This is a genomic window from Coprococcus sp. AF16-5 (assembly GCF_003479365.1).
GTDB classification, from domain to species: Bacteria; Bacillota; Clostridia; order Lachnospirales; family Lachnospiraceae; genus Coprococcus; species Coprococcus aceti.
Genome location: NZ_QUGZ01000001.1, coordinates 913,931 through 933,021, shown reverse-complemented (window position 1 = coordinate 933,021; position 19,091 = coordinate 913,931). Strand labels below are relative to the sequence as shown.

The 19,091-nt window shown below is 44.9% G+C and carries 16 protein-coding genes; 12 read left to right on the top strand and 4 right to left on the bottom strand.

Features of this window, described 5'->3' with window-relative positions; translation table 11 throughout:
* Positions 1-35 precede the first annotated feature (35 nt).
* Both DWW70_RS04110 and DWW70_RS04105 read left to right on the top strand, forming a co-directional pair.
* Positions 36-1,850 (top strand): alpha-amylase family glycosyl hydrolase, encoded by a 1,815-nt coding sequence (locus DWW70_RS04110; protein ID WP_158576508.1) that lies wholly within the window; start codon positions 36-38, stop codon positions 1,848-1,850.
* A gap of 31 nt (positions 1,851-1,881) precedes the next feature.
* A complete protein-coding gene (locus DWW70_RS04105) occupies positions 1,882-2,784 on the top strand; it encodes an NAD-dependent epimerase/dehydratase family protein (protein WP_118016716.1) in 903 nt (300 codons plus the stop codon).
* Positions 2,785-3,109: 325 nt separating this feature from the next.
* Here DWW70_RS04105 and DWW70_RS04100 read toward each other — a convergent pair whose 3' ends face one another.
* The gene (locus tag DWW70_RS04100) at positions 3,110-4,348 is read right to left on the bottom strand and encodes an argininosuccinate synthase (protein WP_004848633.1); all 1,239 of its coding nucleotides are present in this window, start codon (positions 4,346-4,348) and stop codon (positions 3,110-3,112) included.
* Between the two features lie 483 nt (positions 4,349-4,831).
* Between DWW70_RS04100 and argC the strand changes: the two genes are divergently transcribed.
* The 9 genes from argC to DWW70_RS04055 all read left to right on the top strand — a co-directional run bounded on the left by argC (position 4,832) and on the right by DWW70_RS04055 (position 15,682).
* Complete coding sequence (gene argC, locus DWW70_RS04095; protein WP_118649262.1) at positions 4,832-5,872, top strand: N-acetyl-gamma-glutamyl-phosphate reductase; 1,041 nt, start codon at positions 4,832-4,834, stop codon at positions 5,870-5,872.
* 55 nt (positions 5,873-5,927) lie between these two features.
* Complete coding sequence (gene argJ, locus DWW70_RS04090) at positions 5,928-7,154, top strand: bifunctional ornithine acetyltransferase/N-acetylglutamate synthase (RefSeq protein WP_118649261.1); 1,227 nt, start codon at positions 5,928-5,930, stop codon at positions 7,152-7,154.
* A gap of 43 nt (positions 7,155-7,197) precedes the next feature.
* Complete coding sequence (gene argB, locus DWW70_RS04085) at positions 7,198-8,088, top strand: acetylglutamate kinase (protein WP_117548634.1); 891 nt, start codon at positions 7,198-7,200, stop codon at positions 8,086-8,088.
* Positions 8,089-8,416: 328 nt separating this feature from the next.
* Complete coding sequence (locus tag DWW70_RS04080) at positions 8,417-9,034, top strand: ComEA family DNA-binding protein (RefSeq protein WP_118649260.1); 618 nt, start codon at positions 8,417-8,419, stop codon at positions 9,032-9,034.
* A gap of 29 nt (positions 9,035-9,063) precedes the next feature.
* Complete coding sequence (locus DWW70_RS04075; RefSeq protein WP_015533197.1) at positions 9,064-9,750, top strand: response regulator transcription factor; 687 nt, start codon at positions 9,064-9,066, stop codon at positions 9,748-9,750.
* Between the two features lies 1 nt (position 9,751).
* Positions 9,752-11,227 (top strand): sensor histidine kinase, encoded by a 1,476-nt coding sequence (locus DWW70_RS04070; RefSeq protein WP_118649259.1) that lies wholly within the window; start codon positions 9,752-9,754, stop codon positions 11,225-11,227.
* A 9-nt stretch (positions 11,228-11,236) separates the two neighbouring features.
* The gene (locus DWW70_RS04065) at positions 11,237-12,172 is read left to right on the top strand and encodes a GerMN domain-containing protein (RefSeq protein WP_242992589.1); all 936 of its coding nucleotides are present in this window, start codon (positions 11,237-11,239) and stop codon (positions 12,170-12,172) included.
* 108 nt (positions 12,173-12,280) lie between these two features.
* Positions 12,281-14,650 (top strand): DNA internalization-related competence protein ComEC/Rec2, encoded by a 2,370-nt coding sequence (locus DWW70_RS04060; protein ID WP_158576507.1) that lies wholly within the window; start codon positions 12,281-12,283, stop codon positions 14,648-14,650.
* A gap of 81 nt (positions 14,651-14,731) precedes the next feature.
* The gene (locus DWW70_RS04055) at positions 14,732-15,682 is read left to right on the top strand and encodes a YitT family protein (protein WP_055279847.1); all 951 of its coding nucleotides are present in this window, start codon (positions 14,732-14,734) and stop codon (positions 15,680-15,682) included.
* Between the two features lie 90 nt (positions 15,683-15,772).
* Here the strand turns inward: DWW70_RS04055 and pdxT are convergent, their stop codons facing one another.
* Positions 15,773-16,336 (bottom strand): pyridoxal 5'-phosphate synthase glutaminase subunit PdxT, encoded by a 564-nt coding sequence (gene pdxT, locus DWW70_RS04050; protein WP_055143955.1) that lies wholly within the window; start codon positions 16,334-16,336, stop codon positions 15,773-15,775.
* 1 nt (position 16,337) lies between these two features.
* A complete protein-coding gene (gene pdxS, locus DWW70_RS04045) occupies positions 16,338-17,216 on the bottom strand; it encodes a pyridoxal 5'-phosphate synthase lyase subunit PdxS (protein WP_004848658.1) in 879 nt (292 codons plus the stop codon).
* Between the two features lie 263 nt (positions 17,217-17,479).
* Between pdxS and holA the strand changes: the two genes are divergently transcribed.
* Positions 17,480-18,499: a DNA polymerase III subunit delta gene (gene holA, locus DWW70_RS04040; RefSeq protein ID WP_015533192.1), complete on the top strand. Its 1,020-nt coding sequence runs from the start codon at positions 17,480-17,482 to the stop codon at positions 18,497-18,499.
* Between the two features lie 153 nt (positions 18,500-18,652).
* Here the strand turns inward: holA and rpsT are convergent, their stop codons facing one another.
* Positions 18,653-18,916, bottom strand: a complete 264-nt coding sequence (rpsT, locus tag DWW70_RS04035) for a 30S ribosomal protein S20 (RefSeq protein WP_055143958.1) — start codon at positions 18,914-18,916, stop codon at positions 18,653-18,655.
* Positions 18,917-19,091 lie beyond the last annotated feature (175 nt).

Here is a 19,091-nt window from a genome sequence, read left to right as displayed (position 1 = left end):
ATGTTCTTTGGAGGGAGTATAGGAGGAACGAGAAAGTGCTTAAAAAGAAAGTGCTGAAACAGAACAACTTACTCAGACTGCAGAAGAGACTTGCAGTGGTTATGCTGGCCCTTACACTTGGATTCGGTACAGGGTGCGGCAAAACAGATGACGGAGCGGACGGTGCTGCGTCGTCAGAAGCAGAGACTTTGGCGGATGGTCAGACAAACGATCAGACAGATGCCGGAGCATCAGAAGGAGATGGACAGGAGTCAAAAAAAGCTACGGAAGACAAGGATGAGCCTTATGTAGAGGGAACATACTCAAGTGATTCGTATGACGTGGCGGAGTTTGCGGCAGAGACTCGTAAGAAGACCGACGAAGAGGGTAATCGCGGTGTGTATTACGAGATATTTGTCAGATCATTTGTCGATTCAGACGGCGATGGTATAGGCGATCTGAATGGCATCACGGAGAAACTTGACTATTTGCAGAAACTTGGAATCGACGGGATATGGCTCATGCCGATCACTGCATCCGATACTTATCACGGGTATTCGGTGACGGATTACATGACGGTGAATCCCGATTACGGAACAGAGGATGATCTTAAAAGATTGCTTGATGAGGCACACAGCAGAGGCATGAAAGTCATCATGGATCTGGTCATCAATCACACCAGTATCAATCATCCGTGGTTTCAGGCTGCAAAGTCAGATGAGAACAGCGAGTACAGAGATTATTACAGGTGGGTGTACAAGACCGACAAGAAAGACTGCAATCATCTCCTCGACAAATCAAGCTGGGGAGATATGGTGTGGCACCAGGAAGGAGACTTCTATTATTATGGTGTGTTCGGCGCGGATATGCCGGATCTGAACTATAACAATCCGGATGTTAGACAGGCTGCGAAGGATGCCGCCGGTCACTGGCTGGAGCTTGGTCTTGATGGTTTCCGTATGGACGCCGCAGTTCATATCTATGGGGCGCATGAGTTCAAGCAGCAGGAAGATTCTGAAGCGGCAAACATCACCTGGTGGAACGAATTTGCCGGTTACTGCGAGAGCATAAATCCTGATGTATACCTGGTGGGTGAGGTATGGCAGGATGACAAGGTGCTGGAAAATTATGTCCAGCCATTTGACACGAAGTTTGATTTTGCAATTCAGCAGAAGATACTGAACTGCGTACAGAAAGGCATGGCGGTGCCAGGATTTGGCGATTCTCTTTCCGTGGCGATAGAGAATATACAGAATAAATATGACGGCGTGGATGTCAACTATCTGAATGGAGTATTTGGAGCAAATCACGATCAGGACAGGATAGCATCGTCGGTGAACAGTCTGGATAAGGCGAGACAGATAGCAGCGGTATATATGACACTTCCAGGCAATCCATATATATATTATGGCGAGGAGCTTGGAATGTACGGCAGTAAGCCGGATGAGATGATAAGGACGCCTTTTCTTTGGGGAGGTGACAGTACATATAATACGTCGTGGGAAAAGGACGATCAGAATGCAGAGACAAAGGGACTTGACCAACAGATGAAAGATCCGGATTCAATGTATTCATATTACAAGACACTGATAGCGCTTAGAAAAGACAATCCTGCCCTTATGAAAGGAAACTATAGAGCGGCAGCGCTCACAAGCGACAGTGTGATAGCGTACTTCCGTGAGGCGGATGGACAGAAACTGCTAGTGGTGCACAACTTTGCAGAGGGCGATCAGACGGTATCACTTGCTGAGTGCGGAGACATAACAGTTACAAATGTACTTTATTCAAGTTCTGGTGAGACAGGTGTGTCAGACCTTAGTTCAGTGAAATTAGCTGGAAATGAGAGCGTGGTGCTGGAACTTGGTGAGTAGATAAAAAATTCCAATTTAAAGGAGGCTCTTCATGAAGAAAATACTAATAACGGGTGGTACAGTATTTGTAAGCCGGTATGCGGCGCAGTATTTTGTGGACAAAGGCTATGAGGTGTATGTGGTGAACAGAAATTCAAGACCGCAGGTTCCAGGTGTGAAACTTATAGAAACGGACAGGCATGACCTGGGAGACAAACTCAAAGACATCTATTTTGATGTTGTGGCGGACATAACCGCATATAATGCGGAAGATATCACAGACTTATGTGACAGCCTTGGTTCATTTGGTCAGTATATCATGATCAGCTCAAGTGCAGTGTATCCAGAGTATGGAGATCAGCCATTCCGTGAAGATTCAGAACGGGCACTCAACAGATACTGGGGGTCATATGGTACGGATAAGATTGCTGCGGAGGATGCATTACTTGACAGAGTGAGTGATGCTTACATACTCAGACCACCATATATTTATGGACCTATGAACAATGTATACAGGGAGGCTTTTGTATTTGACTGCGCCAGGGCGGACAGACCATTTTATCTGCCCGGAGATGGTGGAATGAAGCTGCAGTTCTTCCATGTGAAGGATCTCTGTATCCTGATGGAGAGAGTAATAGAGGAAAAGCCGGAGACTCATATCATGAATGTGGGAAATGTGGAGCAGGTCACTATAAAAGACTGGGTGACGATGTGTTACGCCTGCTTTGATAAGATCCCTGCGTTTGTAAATGTCAGTGAGGATATAGAACAGAGAAATTATTTCAGTTTTTATAGCTATGAATATTATCTCGATGTGCAGCAGCAGAACAAAATATACCCGGAGACAATATCATTGGAAGATGGATTGAAAGAATGCGCAGAGTGGTATGTGGAAAATGAATCAGAAGTTGGGAAAAAGTCATATATGGAATATATAGACTGTAATTTAAAATAATGTACGTTGGTGCAGCGATATTGTAAATGATATGTATTTAGGGAGATCTGGAGCTTCGGCTCCGGATCTTTTTTATAGATATACATTCAAATATCGTCGAGATATACGATGTGTATAAATACATTAAGAGTTGCCCGGTATTTAAAAGGGTATGTTGGGGATTTTTATGAAATTAGTGAGAATGCAGAAAATGGTAAGAAATATCTGTATGATATTCTATCAATAAAAAAGGAAACGAGCAACCCACAACAGTAAAATGTGGTAAAAACCCATTTCCTTTTCTATATACTATTCCAACACGCTTCTTTTGTAAAGAATCTATAAATTATTTATTGTTGGCGTTGTCCTTCTCCTCGCGCTTCTGATCCATCATAGCACGAACCTTCATTGAAAGACCGAACAGGTTGATGAAACCTGAAGCATCCTTGTGATCGTAGAGGTCGCCAGTTGTGAATGAAGCAAGGCTCTCTGAGTACAGAGTATAATCTGATGTAGTACCAGCCTTGATGATGTTACCCTTGTAGAGCTTCATCTTTACATGACCAGTTACACGCTCCTCAGTCTTGGCAACAAATGCTGAAAGGCTCTCGCGGAGAGTGCAGAACCACTTTCCTTCATATACAAGTGCTGCGAACTTTGTTCCGACAAGCTTCTTGTACTCCATGGTATCACGGTCAAGTGTGAGCTCCTCAAGCTGCTTATGAGCCTCTGTAAGGATAGTTCCACCAGGTGTCTCATATACACCACGTGACTTCATGCCGACAACACGGTTCTCAACGATATCGATGATACCGATACCGTGCTTTCCGCCGAGCTTGTTCAGCTCACGGATGATATCAGAAGTCTTCATCTTCTTGCCGTTGAGTGCTACAGGGTAGCCCTTCTCGAAGTCAAGGTCGATGTACTCAGGCTCATCAGGTGCCTTCTCAGGTGTAACTGAGAGAACCAGAAGGTCATCGTAGTTTGGCTCATTTGCAGGATTCTCAAGCTCAAGGCCCTCATGGCTGATGTGCCAGATGTTACGGTCACGGCTGTAAGAATGCTTTGCATCAAATGGAAGATCGATGCCGTGTGCCTTACAGAAAGCGATCTCATCCTCACGTGACTGCATTGTCCACTCAGGCTGTCTCCATGTAGCGATAACCTTGATGTCCGGTGCAAGAGCCTTGATAGAAAGCTCAAAACGAAGCTGGTCGTTACCCTTACCTGTAGCTCCGTGGCAGATGGCAACAGCGCCTTCCTTACGTGCAACCTCAACGAGCTTCTTGGCAATGATAGGTCTTGCAAATGAAGTACCGAGAAGGTACTTGTTCTCATATACAGCGTCAGCCTGAACTGTTGGCATGATGTACTCATCGCAGAGCTCGTCTACAACATCGATGATGTAAAGCTTCTCAGCTCCTGAATACTTTGCTCTCTCGTCAAGTCCCTCAAGCTCACTCTCCTGACCTACATCTATACATGCACAGATAACATCGTATCCGTATGTCTCCTTTAACCATGGGATGATGGCAGTGGTATCAAGACCGCCTGAATAAGCCAGTACAACTTTTTCTTTAGCCATTTTAATAAATCCTCCTATTTATAAATATAGAGCAGATGCAATAAAGATACATCTACGCACATCACAAGAGCTCTGTCCGGCTAAGCGGGATTCTCTATATGACATTTTCTACATGAACTATACAACGCAAATGTATATTATGCAAGTGATTTTTCAAAATATTCATTCGTTCACCGTATATTATTCATGAAAAATATGCATAAATACAGAGCAAAATGGTGGCAAAAATGCTGATAAATCGTATATTTTGGACAAATATGCAAATATTCAAAAAAACCATTGCATATTATACGTTGTAAATGTATAATTATAAAAGTTTCCGCAGAGGAAACGAGGAACAGAGATACAAAAGCTCAGGGTAATGAGTGTATTTCTACATATTAAATAGTGTATGTTGACGATATACATTGTCAGGTATACAATCAAACAGAGTATGTCTTTATACAGATATAGAAAAAGTACATATAAATTATGGAGGCAGTTATGATTAAGGTAGGAATTATCGGATCAACAGGATACGCAGGACAGGAGATAGTAAGAATCCTTCTTGGACATAAGGAAGCGGAGATCGTATGGTATGGATCAAGAAGCTTTATAGATCAGAAGTATTATCAGGTATACGGCAACATGTTCCAGATCGTGGATGCAAAGTGTATGGATGACAACATGGAGGAGCTTGCCTCACAGGTAGATGTAATATTTACCGCCACACCACAGGGACTGTGCGGATCACTGGTAAATGAGGAGATACTGTCCAAGGTCAAGATCATAGACCTCAGTGCAGATTTTAGAATAAAGGATGTTGCTACTTATGAGAAGTGGTACAAGATAGAGCACAAGAGCCCACAGTTTATTGACGAGGCTGTGTATGGTCTCTGTGAGATAAACAGGGAGGATATAAAGAAGTGCAGACTTCTTGCAAATCCTGGATGTTATACAACTTGTTCGATCCTTTCACTCTACCCACTGGTTAAGGAAGGTCTGGTTGATGCCAACTCCATCATCGTTGATGCTAAGTCTGGAACATCAGGTGCAGGAAGAGGCGCGAAGATCGCAAATCTCTACTGTGAGGTCAACGAGAGCATCAAGGCTTATGGTGTTACAACACACAGACATACCCCTGAGATAGAGGAGCAGCTTGGATATGCGAATGGCAGTCCGATAGTCATCAATTTCACTCCACATCTTGTTCCTATGAACAGAGGAATACTTGTGACAGCATATGCCAACCTCAAGAAGAAGGTTGACTACGATACAGTGAGAGCTGCATACGATAAGTACTATGCAAATGAGAGATTTATCAGAGTCCTCGACAAGGATGTATGTCCTGAGACAAGATGGGTTGAGGGAAGTAACTATGTGGATGTCAACTTCAAGATAGATGAGAGAACAAACAGAGTCATCGCCATGGGTGCACTTGACAATCTTGTAAAGGGTGCTGCAGGTCAGGCTGTGCAGAACATGAACATCATGTTTGGATTTGACGAGGCTGAGGGCCTTCGCATGGCTCCTGTTTTCCCATAAACATCAGGTTTGAAGCATTTGCCTCAAAATGGACACTTGGAAATAAGGTGGTAGGATGAAGATAATTCCGGGAGGCGTGACCGCCCCTGCGGGCTTTAGGGCAGCGGGACTTCACGTTGGAATAAGAAGAAATAAACTGAAAAAAGATATGGCACTTTTGGTGAGCGATGTTCCGGCTCATGTGGCAGGAGCATTTACACAGAACATGGTTCAGGCAGCACCGGTCATATACGACAGGCAGCTTTGCCAGAATGTGGGAATGTGTCAGGCACTGGTTGTAAACAGCGGTGTGGCAAATACCTGTACAGGAGAACAGGGAATCCATGATGCGGAGGCCATGGCGGCGCATGTAGGTAAGAGCCTTGGCATAGATCCAAGCACGGTTGCGGTGGCTTCTACAGGAGTCATAGGAATGAGACTTCCGATGGATGTCATACAGAGCGGTATAGATATGCTGGTGCCGGAGCTTTCATATTCTATAGATGCCGGAGTGGATGCCGCGGAGGCGATCAAGACGACTGATATCTATAAGAAGGAGATAGCCGTAACTTTAGAGATCAAGGGGCAGCATGTTACCATCGGAGGTATGTGTAAGGGATCAGGAATGATCAATCCTAACCTGGGAACCGTACTCAGCTTTATCACGACAGACCTGAATATCAGTTCAGAGCTGCTTGACAAGGTGCTTAAGGCTGATGTGGTCGATACATACAACATGGTGTCAGTGGACGGAGATATGTCCACCAACGACACTGTCATGATATTTGCAAATGGCATGGCGGGCAACGAGGAACTGCTGGAGACCGATGACGACTTTCCTGCATTTGTCGAGGCAATAAGATATATCAACCGCGCATTTGTCAGGGCGATAGCCTCGGACGGCGAGGGTGCTACCAAGATGTTTCAGGTGGATGTGTCGGGCATGCCGGATAAGGATACTGCAAGACATCTGGCAAAGGCGATAGTGGCCTCCAATCTTGTAAAGTGCGCCATGTACGGAGCTGATGCCAACTGGGGCAGAATAGTGTGCGCCATGGGACAGAGCGGCGTGAAGTTTGATCCATACAGGGTGGATATAGAGATAGCCAGTGTGGCAGGACATCTTGAGATCGTAAAGCATGGAGTGACAACTGATTACGATGAGAAGGAAGCAAGCCACATACTCTCAGAGAAGCAGATAAAGCTCAAGGCGCATATGAATATGGGGGATGAGATGGCCACAGCGTGGGGCTGCGATCTCACATATGATTACATCAAGATAAATGCGGATTACAGAAAATAGACTGTAGTCAATAATATGAAATAGAAGAAAGAAGGACAGAGAAATGGTTATAGGTGATTACACAGTAGATCAGGTAATTGAGAAGGCACAGACGCTGATAGAGGCTATGCCGTATATCAAGAAGTTCCAGGGTAAGACAGTGGTAGTAAAGTATGGCGGAAGCGCTATGCTTGACGAGAACCTCAAGTACAACGTCATCAAGGACGTTGCCATGTTAAAGCTCGTTGGAATGAAACCGGTCATCGTACATGGTGGCGGTAAGGAGATCAGCAAGTGGGTTGAGAAGGTTGGCAAGGAGGCAGAATTTATCAATGGTCTCCGTGTGACAGATGCAGAGACTATGGAGATCGCAGAGATGGTTCTCGGCAAGGTCAACAAGAGCCTCGTAAGCCTCATGCAGAAGATCGGACTTAAGGCAGTCGGAATCAGCGGCAAGGACGGCGGTATGTTCACAGTCAAGAAGAAGTTCCCTGGTGGCAAGGATATAGGTTATGTGGGAGAGATAACAAAGGTTGACACATCTATCCTCACATCACTCATCGAGGATGATTTCATCCCTGTTATAGCACCTATAGGTGTGGATGAGAATTACGAGGATTACAATATCAACGCTGATGACGCTGCATGTGCAGTCGCTACAGCTCTTGAGGCTGAGAAGCTTGTATTCCTCACAGATATCGAGGGAGTATTCATCGATCCAACAGACAAGTCGACACTTATCTCAGAGATGGATATACATGAGGCAAAGGACATCATAGAGAAGGGTGTTGTCGGCGGCGGTATGCTTCCGAAGCTTAACAACTGTATCTCAGCCATGGAGAACGGAGTTTCAAGAGTGCATATCCTCGATGGACGTCTCCAGCACTGCCTGCTTCTTGAGTTCTTCACCCAGAAGGGTATCGGAACAGCTATCCTCAAGGAGCCTTTATTCTAGGATGCAGGGCAGAATATAACAAAGCTTCAAATATTAAAATAGTAAATTATAAAACAGTATATATGACCATGGTGGACAGCCATCTGTAAGGATGGAAGATTACCGGTCATGTATGCTGTTTTTTTATGTCTGATCTGAATCGGGGAGTTTATAAAAATGTTACATTTTTATGTATTGTAAAAAGTATCAATGAATAAGGGATAAAAGGGCTCTTTTGTGAAAAAAGTAACAAAAATGAAATAAAATAGAAATATATTGTTGTAAATTCAGAGGTGTTTAGATACAATAAACCTGTGTAATTCTGTGCTGACACAGGAGGTGTCGCACGATGAAGAAAATAATTAAAAATTTAGCATATTTATGCGTGCTGACGATGACATTATTGTGTTCCGGCTGTGGAGAAGAACAGGTGACTATATCCGGTAATTCAGAAGAGAATGTTACGGAGAAAGCTTCGCAGCAAGGCGCGGAAGAAGCCGGAGCAGACGAGAGCGTAACGATACATTCAGAAATTCCAGAATACATAACAGTTTTTGTATGCGGAGCAGTGAAGAATGAGGGTGTATATGAGCTCGAAGCCGGATCCAGGGCGAATGATGGCCTTGAGGCGGCGGGAGGATTCTCCGATGACGCAGATACCGTTGCGGTGAATCTTGCAGATGTGCTTGAGGATGGTCAGAAGCTGTACTTCCCTGTCGGAGGTGAACAGCTCCCGGAAGAGAGCGAAGGTGGGACAGATGCGTCGGAACAGAGACTGGTCAACATCAACAGTGCAGATGCTGCGGAGCTTATGACGTTACCGGGAATAGGCGAGACGAAGGCCTCACAGATTGTCGAGTACAGACGAAAGAATGGAGCATTTGCCTGTAAAGAAGACCTTAAGAATGTCAGCGGCATAGGAGACAGTATATATGAGAAACTGGAGACATATATATCGACAGAGTAAATGAGTCTCGGGGTAGAAAGGATGTTAAGATGAAGAAAGTTCTTGTTGTGGATGATGAGAAGTTGATTGTTAAGGGCTTGAAGTTCAGCCTGGAACAGGATGATATGGAAGTGGATACAGCCTATGATGGTGGCGAGGCTATAGAGAAGATAAAGGCCAACGATTATGATATAGTGCTTCTGGATATAATGATACCTGTATATACCGGAATAGAGGTGTGTCAGATGGTCAGGGAATTTTCAAATGTCCCAATTATCATGCTCACTGCAAAGGGGGAGGATATGGATAAGATCATGGGACTTGAGTATGGTGCAGATGACTATATAACAAAGCCATTTAATATTCTTGAGGTGAAGGCCAGGATCAAGGCTATACTTAGAAGAAGCAACCGCAAGCAGGCACCTGCAAAACCGTCAAATGTAATGGAGATCAACGGAATGAAGGTTGAGCTTGACAGCAGACGTGTATTTGTCGGTGGTAAGGAGCTTAATCTGACAGCCAAGGAGTTTGACCTTCTTGAACTGCTCATGGCGCATCCAAACAAGGTATATTCAAGAAATGAACTCCTGAATACGATCTGGGGAGATTCCTACCCGGGAGATGCGAGAACAGTTGATGTGCATGTTAGAAGACTTCGTGAGAAGATAGAAGCTAATCCGGGTGAGCCGGTATACATTCATACAAAATGGGGAGTAGGATATTTCTTCAAGGGCTGATATGAAAAAAAGGAAACGTGCAACAGTTGAAACAGAAAAAATTGAAGAGAAGAATACCGCCCAGGAGAGATCAAGGGTCAGTATCAGAGTGGGGCAGAGAACGATCATATCGCTCATTGTGGCAGTGAGTGTGGCAGTGATCGCTTATGCAGCACTGTGGATACTGGCGGGCACTGTGAATTCGAAGAGTGAGAGAAATCTTGACAGACACGCACAGGAGTGTGCAGAATACATTGCTCATATAGTGAATGAACACAAGGCGGAGGATGATATAGGGAGAGCCGTGGACGAGATAAAGACCATGGCTTATTCTCTCTCTGCACGTATAGTTATAGTGGATACTGATTACAAGGTCGTGGTGGACTCCTATGGAAAAGACACTGGAAGATATCTGGTGGATGAGAACGTGTTCAGCGTAATGAAGGGGCAGCAGAAGTATATATCAGAGACAGAGGAAAATGTGTACAGACGCATAGTTCCAGTGATCAACAGTGAGGGCTATACAGATGCGGTGGCACTGATATCTCTTGAGACCGATGCTCTCGAGAACCTGTCAATATATATGAAGAGAAATGCAACTTATCTGTTTGCGATATCGTTGATACTTGGATTGATAGCTGCTTATTTTGCGGCTAAGTTATCAGTCAGGGATGTGAACCATGTCAGAAACGAGATAGAGGGAATGAAAGGCGGCAGCCTTGAACCGATGAGCGTGGACGGTATGTTCAGGGAGACACAGGAGCTGACAAAGGATATAAACGATATATTCAACAAGGCACAGCTTCTTGAGGAGTCCCGTCAGGAATTCGTATCAAATGTCTCACATGAGTTAAAGACACCGATAACATCCATGAAGGTTCTGTCCGAGTCGCTGCTCACCCAGAGCGATGTACCGGCGGAGATGTACAGGGAATTCATGGAGGATATAGTTCAGGAGATAGACAGAGAGGCGGAGATCATAAGTGATCTGCTCACATTGGTCAAAACAGATAAGGGACCGGACAGCCTGAATAAAGAGCCTGTGGACATGAACGAGTTTATGGATCTCATACTCAAGAGACTTAAGCCGTTGGCGGAGAAGAGGAGCATACAGCTTTCATTTGAGAGCTTTGGCGATATAAAAGCTGAGATAGACAAGGTGAAATTTACACTGGCTATCTCTAACCTGATAGAGAATGGAATAAAATATAACATCGATGGCGGATGGATAAAGGTTTCTCTCAATTCAGACCACAGGAATTTCTATATCAAGGTTGCGGATTCCGGTGTCGGCATACCGGAGGACTGTATAAATCACATTTTTGAGAGATTCTACAGAGTAGACAAGGCGAGAAGCCGAGACACAGGTGGAACCGGTCTGGGACTTGCCATCACGAAGAATATTATTATCATGCACAAAGGAACTATAAATGTATATAGTGAGCCGGGAAAGGGAACGACATTCACGGTAAAGATTCCGTTACAGGCTCAGGAGTAAAGGATAGATATGACGAAGAAAAAAAGAATTTTGCTCACTGCCATGGTCATGGTCACGGTGGTGGTCCTTGTGGCATGTGGAAGCGACAGCAAGAGTGGCAGAAAGAAAAAAACTGTGGACGATTCAACTGAAAATCTGACTCTGTACTATGCAAACTCAACGTGGACTGATCTGTCCCCGGAGGTTGTCACCCGTGACCAGCTCGTCACGACGGAGAACCTTATCGATACTGTGATGAATGCGCTGATGGACAGCGGGGAAATGACGGATAAGCAGGTCCCGGTTCCTCAGGGCGTTACGTACCAGAGATATACATATGACGGTCAGGCAACTATCAATCTTATGTTCAACGTTGACTGGGAGGCCACTGACACATATGAGATGGTGCTAAGCAAGGCGGCATTTGTGAGAACTCTGACACAGATCGAATCGGTGAAGAAGGTTGTGTATGAATACACTGACATTGCAAATGAGAACAGTATCGTGCGTGAGGAGCTCACAAATGATTCATTTTCAGATATGGACAACTTCATGAATCCACATGAAGAGTACAACATATATATGCCGGACAGCACAGGACAGAAGCTGGTTCAGAAGACCATAGATCTGGACAGATCAGCTCCTGAATCACTGGAGGAACAGATGGTTGCAGGACTGAGAATGAGTTACGATGGAACAGTTGCACCGTTCAATGAGAAAACTGTGGTTAAGAGTGTCACTGTGGATGATGCTGACGGTGTGTGTACGATAACATTTAATGAGAGCTTTGCGGATGGAACAGCAGGTGTGGACGATGAGATACTTGTGTATTCTGTTGTGGATTCCCTCATGGAGCTTGAAGATGTCAAGAGGGTACAGATAAATGTGGATAATACAAATAACAGATTGAACAACATCGATCTCAGCAGGAAATTTACTGCTGATTATTCAAAGCTTGAGAGATAAACAGAAGTTTGAACAAAACAGGAGGATACGAATATAAAGAGACCATTATTCTGGATAGCAGTATGCTTTGCGCTTGGAGAGGCGTATAAAGAGGCGGCTGACAGTTCAGTGCTTATAATTGGTCTGATCATATTGGCTGCACCGGTATTGTCGGTTTACATGGACAAAGCCGGTACAGCCATGTTTTTTTATAGTGGCAAAGCTCATGGTGATAAAGACAGAAAGAACAGGATCGTCAGATGCGTTCTGAGTATGATGATATTTGGAATGATCTCGTTGACCGGTTATATGAATGGCTGTGCTATGTCAAAGCAGGAGAGACTCGCAGAAGAGCTCGATGGGCAGCAGCCGGGCGGTATAGAAGGAAAGGTGTACGAGATCAGGCAGTCCGGCGATGAATGGCGGGTATATGTGTATGCGGAATGGATAACATTTGGCGGAGGCGACTCAGAAGAAACTGTGGAATACCGGGGAAGATCAAAGGTATTGCTGTACATGGAAGACGTGGGAAGCCTGAAGACCGGAATGAAGCTGACCTTAAGCTGCAGTCTGTCAAGGCCGGACTCTGCAGATAATCCGGGCGAATTCGATGCGCGGGAATATTATTCGCACAAGGGAATATATATAGTAGGAAAGGATATCTCCATTCTGGAGTGTGGAGAGGACTACAGCCGTATAGGAGACATTCTGTTCAGGCTGCGTATAAAGTCCGGGGAGATCACAGACAGTGTGTTTGGAGAGACGGATGGCTCGGTGATAAAGGCAATGCTACTGGGGGATAAGAGCGGCATTGACAGGGATACGAAGAAGCTGTTTCAGATGAATGGAATAGCTCATATTCTGGCGATATCCGGTGTGCACATAGCAATAATAGGAATGACATTATTCGGCGTGCTGCGAAGGCTTACAGGGTCATATATGGCATCAGGTATAATGGCTATATCTGTGATCGTACTTTACGGAGTTATGACAGGGATGGCGAGTTCAACTGTAAGAGCCATGATAATGATGGTGATATCTGTGATCGGTCAGGTAAAGGGGCGAAGCCCTGATATGCTTACATCCGCGGGAACCGCGTCAGTCATACAGGCGCTGATTGATCCGGGTATCATCCTTGATGCCGGATTTCAGTTGTCTTTTGCCGCAGTGCTGGGGATGGCGGTGCCTGGAGCACTTATGAAAAAGCTTATTCCAACTAAGAATAAGGTAGTCAGCACACTTGTAATGAATCTGGCGATAACACTTGCCACCGGACCGCTTGTTATATTCTATTATTACCAGTTTCCGCTGTATTCGATCTTTCTGAATCTGCTCATAGTGCCATTGGTTTCTGTGATAATATTCGTGAGTATCGTCGTGATTGCGGCTATGCTTATTTTTCCCGGGATACTACAGGGCAATGAGATGGCGGTGGGCATAGGAGCGTTTCCTGTGAAGCTGATACTTGCAATATACAGGCAGCTTTGCGAATGGGCGATGAAGCTTCCATTTTACAGTATAAATACAGGCCATGTGTCGGTTATGATGATCGTAGTATTTTATATGGCTATGGTTGGAGTGTTGATCCTGCTTGTAAGAGCAAAGAGCGCAGACTGCGCCAGGGTGAGGAGGCGGATGGTCTGTCTGTGCGCTGCTGTGATCATGACCCTGTGCTGCGTGTGTTACGAAGCAGCTTCATTTGACCGGGAGTTCAGAGTTGTATTTATGGATGTTGGTCAGGGAGACGGCATACTTATAAGGGCTGGCATGGGAGTAAATATATTGATAGATGGGGGCTCGTCGAGTAGCAATAAGGTTGGTGAGTACGTGATGGTGCCTGTTCTAAAGTTTTATGGTGCAGCTCATGTAGACTATGCATTTGTGACACACGGAGATAAGGATCATGTGTCCGGTATCCAATATCTTCTAAGCGATACGAACTCCGGTATCAGAATAGATAATCTTGTGGTTCCGATGTATGGTGATATTGAAAATATGGGTGAACTGCTTGAGCTGGCAGAGAAAAGAGGCGTAAATATCATATATATGGACGGCGGTTCTCAAATGTCCTGTGGCAAGGATGCAGCTAAGGTGTGGTTAAATTTCTTGCATCCGTCCGAAAAAACTGATATAAAAGATGCAAATGATCTTTCTGCGGTTATCCGTCTGGAGTATCGAGGGTACAGTGTTTTATTTACGGGAGACCTGGGAGAAGATGGAGAACGGGAGCTTATCTCGGAGGGCGGTGATCTGAGTGCTGATGTGTTGAAGGTCGGACATCACGGCAGCAGATATTCTACGAGTGGGGAGTTCCTGAGAGCAGTCGACCCGGATCTTGCGATCATATCGGCGGGGGAGAATAACCGATATGGTCATCCGCACGGGGAGACACTGGAGCGTTTGGATGCCTGTGGAGCTGATGTAATGAGTACCATAGACCATGGAGCTATATGTGTAGAGATAACGGATGGTGGAATTTCGGTAACCGGATACAGATGATCAGGGAGTTATGAGAATAAGAATTCTGAAAGGAGAACAGGGGAAGGAAGAAACGACTATGATGTGGAAAGGAAGATGAGTATGACAAAAAAACTAAAATTACTGCTGGAATTTGTAATGCTGACACTTGGCGCAGTTATAGCTGCATTTGCTATCGAAGAATTTCTCGTGCCGAACACCATACTTGACGGAGGCGTCATCGGTATAGGTATCATGATCAATAATCTCACAGAAGTGTCCCTGAGTATTCTGACGATCGTTCTTAATGTTCCGTTTCTTATAATAGGTTCAAGACAGCTTGGTAAGATGTTCATGGTGAAGTCCGGTTATTCCATGGCTGTATTCTCAGTATTTGTGGAGATATTCAAACCCCTTGAAAATGCAACCTCAGAGACCATACTTGCGGTGTGCTTCGGCGGTGTGATACTTGGACTTGGAGTTGGTATCATCATCAAGTTCGGCGGGTGCTTGGATGGAACGGAGACCGTGGCCATCATGCTGAACAAGAAAAAAGACTGGCCGGTTGGAAGAGTTGTTCTGGGCATGAATCTGATCATATATTCTATTGCGGGAATGCTCTTTGGTCTGGACAGGGCGATGTACAGTCTTCTTACATACTTTATAACATCAAAGGTGCTTGATATGGTTGAGACCGGTCTTGAGCAGGCGAAGGCAGCCATGATCATAACTGATGATGCCAGAGAGGTGGCAGACAAGATATACAAGAAGCTTGGAAGAACAGTTACCATCATGCAGGGCAAGGGAATGATAAGCGGCAACAAGACAGTGCTCTACTGTGTTATCACGAGATTTGAGATCGGTGAGCTGAAGAACATCATCAATTCCATAGATTCTTCTGCATTTGTCACAGTTACGGATGTGGCGGAGATCATCGGCAACCACATCAAGGATAATGAATACAAGGAGATCCTTGAGAAGATAGAGGAGAAGGAAGAACCGCACACAAAGCTTCCTGAGCATGAGAGTATGACGGACTTTGATGGCCTGGAGCATACCGGAAAAATAGATTAGAAAAAGCCTGTGACATATACCGGCAGATAACTGCTGTATATGTCACAGGCTTTTCTTTATTGATATATGTTTTAGACTGTAGTCAATATATTACTGGATACTGTCTACAAATGCCTTGTGGATCCTGTAGTCGCTGTCAAGCTCAGGGTGGAAGGAGAGGGCAAACTGGTTGCCGTACTTAACCGCCACGATCTTGTCATCAACTGTTGCAAGGACATCAACCTCAGGTGAAACCTCAGCCACATAAGGTGCACGGATGAAAGTCATAGGAACCTCACCGATACCTTTAAGCTCGGCCTCTGTGTGGAAGCTTCCAAGCTGTCTTCCGTAGGCATTTCTCTTTACTGTGACAGGGAGAGTGCCAAGGTGTACAGTGTCATCACCTTCGATGTGCTGTGCCAGAAGAATAAGTCCTGCACATGTGGCAAGAACCGGCATGCCGCCCTCGATCTGAGACTTTATAGTGTCGAACATGTCGCTGTCTCTGAGAAGCTTTCCTTGGACTGTGCTCTCACCGCCAGGAAGGATCAGGGCGTCATAAGGCTTGTTCAGATCTCCGGCATTTCTAAGTTCTAAGCATGATACGCCGAGCTCGGAAAGTACATGCTCATGCTCTGCGAAAGCTCCCTGTACTGCCAATACACCAACCTGCATATTACTTACCCCTTTCTGCCATGAGGATTGCGATCTCCTGCTCGTTGATACCAACCATAGCTTCACCAAGTCCCTCTGAAAGCTTTGCAACGAGATCAGCGTCATTGTAGTTTGTTGTTGCCTGAACGATGGCAGCAGCACGCTTAGCAGGGTCTCCTGACTTGAAGATACCTGAACCTACGAATACACCCTCAGCACCGAGCTGCATCATGAGAGCTGCGTCGGCAGGAGTAGCAACACCGCCGGCTGCGAAGTTTACAACTGGGAGACGGTGATTCTCATGTACGTACTGAACGAGATCGTAAGGAACCTCAAGCTTCTTAGCTGCCTCATACAGCTCATCTGTTCTCATGCTGACGATCTCAGCGATCTGGCTGTTCATCTTTCTCATATGTCTTACGGCCTGAACGATATCACCTGTACCAGGCTCGCCCTTAGTTCTGATCATTGAAGCACCCTCGTTGATTCTTCTGAGGGCCTCGCCGAGATCCTTGGCACCACATACAAAAGGAACCTTGAACTGTCTCTTGTCGATATGGTATACGTCATCTGCTGGTGAGAGAACCTCGCTCTCGTCGATGTAATCGATCTCGATGGCCTGAAGGATCTGAGCCTCTGCGAAATGTCCGATACGGCACTTAGCCATAACAGGGATTGATACAGCGTTCTGGATTCCCTTGATCATCTGTGGGTCACTCATACGTGATACACCACCTGCAGCTCTGATATCTGCTGGGATTCTCTCAAGTGCCATAACTGCACAAGCGCCGGCAGCCTCAGCGATCTTAGCCTGCTCAGGTGTTGTAACGTCCATGATAACTCCGCCCTTAAGCATCTGGGCAAGTTCCTTATTTAACTTATATCTTTCTGTTGTCTCCATGTTGAACCTCCGTTATAATTAGATTTGTGTTTATTGGAGTGAGTGTACATAAACTCACAATCTGTAGGTGATTATAAAACCAAAGTGACATTATAGAAATAATCAATATGTGATTATAAAAACAGGTCAGATAACCTCTGATATTATCAAAATACATAGAAAAACAGGTCAGATTTGCCACATAAGATATAATTATGGTAGAAACTGGTACTGTATTTTGAAAATCATATTGTGAGACATAAGCTTGATGAAGGAGAAACGTAATGGCTGCAACAAAGAAAAAAGAAAAAAAGAACGCGATGGCGGTCATAAACCAACATATAAAGACGGGGGAGTTTGCCAAGATATATCTTCTGTATGGGGAGGAGAGGTATCTCGTGAACCAGTACAGAGATAAGCTGCTGTCGGCTCTGACTGATAAGGACGATAATCTGAATTTTATGAAATTTGCCGGAAATGGGATCGATACATCTGAGCTTCTTGCATTCTGCAACGAGATGCCATTTTTTGCGGACAGAAGAGTTGTCCTTGTGGAGAACAGTGGTCTGTTCAAGAGCAGCAACGAGGATTTTGCAAAGAAGCTGGTGGAGATAGAGGATACATCAGTTGCCATATTTGTAGAGATGGATGTGGACACCAGGTATAAGCTGTTCAAGGCTGTGGACAAGAATGGAGAGGCTCTGGATTTTGCGACCCCTGATGAGAAGATGATGGTCACGTGGGTGAAGTCACTGTTCCGTGCCGATGGTGTTGCCACCACAGACACGGCGATATACAAGATAATCGAAGCTGCTAACATGGATATGAACTGTATCAAGAATGAGGTTGACAAGATGATAAGCTACGCCGGAGACACGAAGCAGGTCAGCGAGCATGATGTGGATCTTCTGTGCAGTCAGGATGCGGAGAGCAAGGTGTATCAGATGATAGACTTCATCATTGCAAAGCAGAAGGAGAAGGCTTGCAGTATGTATCACGATCTTCTTGAGAATAAGGAATCGGCGATCATGATAAACGCATGTATCATGAGACAGTTCAACAAGCTCCTTCTGGTAAAGATGGCATTATCAGATGGCGCGCAGGACGCCAGCCTGGCGAAGATCGCAGGATGCCCGGTGTGGGCAGTGAAGAATTACAAGGCTCAGTGCAGGGGCTACAGCATGGCACAGCTTAAAGACATAGTGGAGAACTGTCAGGACATGGACTACAAGCTCAAGACCGGACAGGTTATGGATAACGCGGCGATGGAGGTCATGATCGTGGAGCTGTGTGAGATGCAGTAGGAGACTGGTGATGATATTAGATATTGAGGCAAAAAAATAACCACTGTGAAAACAGTGGTTATTTTTTATATAACTATGATTGGTTCAAATATATGCAGCCGTTTAATATATCCAAATCCTTGTGTCAAAGTTATGTAGTTATCAGCCAGATGCTTAAGCCATCTTGTTAACTGCAACTGCAAGACGTGATACCTTACGAGCAGCGTTGTTCTTGTGGTAGATGCCCTTTGAAGCAGCCTTGTTGATCTCTGATGTAGCAACAACAAGTGCCTGCTGAGCAGCAGCCTTATCACCAGCAGCGATAGCAGCCTCAACCTTCTTGATAACTGTCTTAACCTTAGACCTGATCATCTTGTTTCTAAGTGTCTTCTTCTCGATAACATTGATTCTCTTCTTTGCAGATTTGATATTAGCCAAAATTCTTACCTCCATAAAATCTAATTAAATATAATAAGGTTTTACATTAAAACCGGACACGGACAATTCAATGTAAACATACTCACATATAATAGATGAAACGCAATTCGTTGTCAAGACTAAAAAACAAAAAATTGCGCATTTTCGCGGATTATTTTCATGTTGTTTCCTAAGA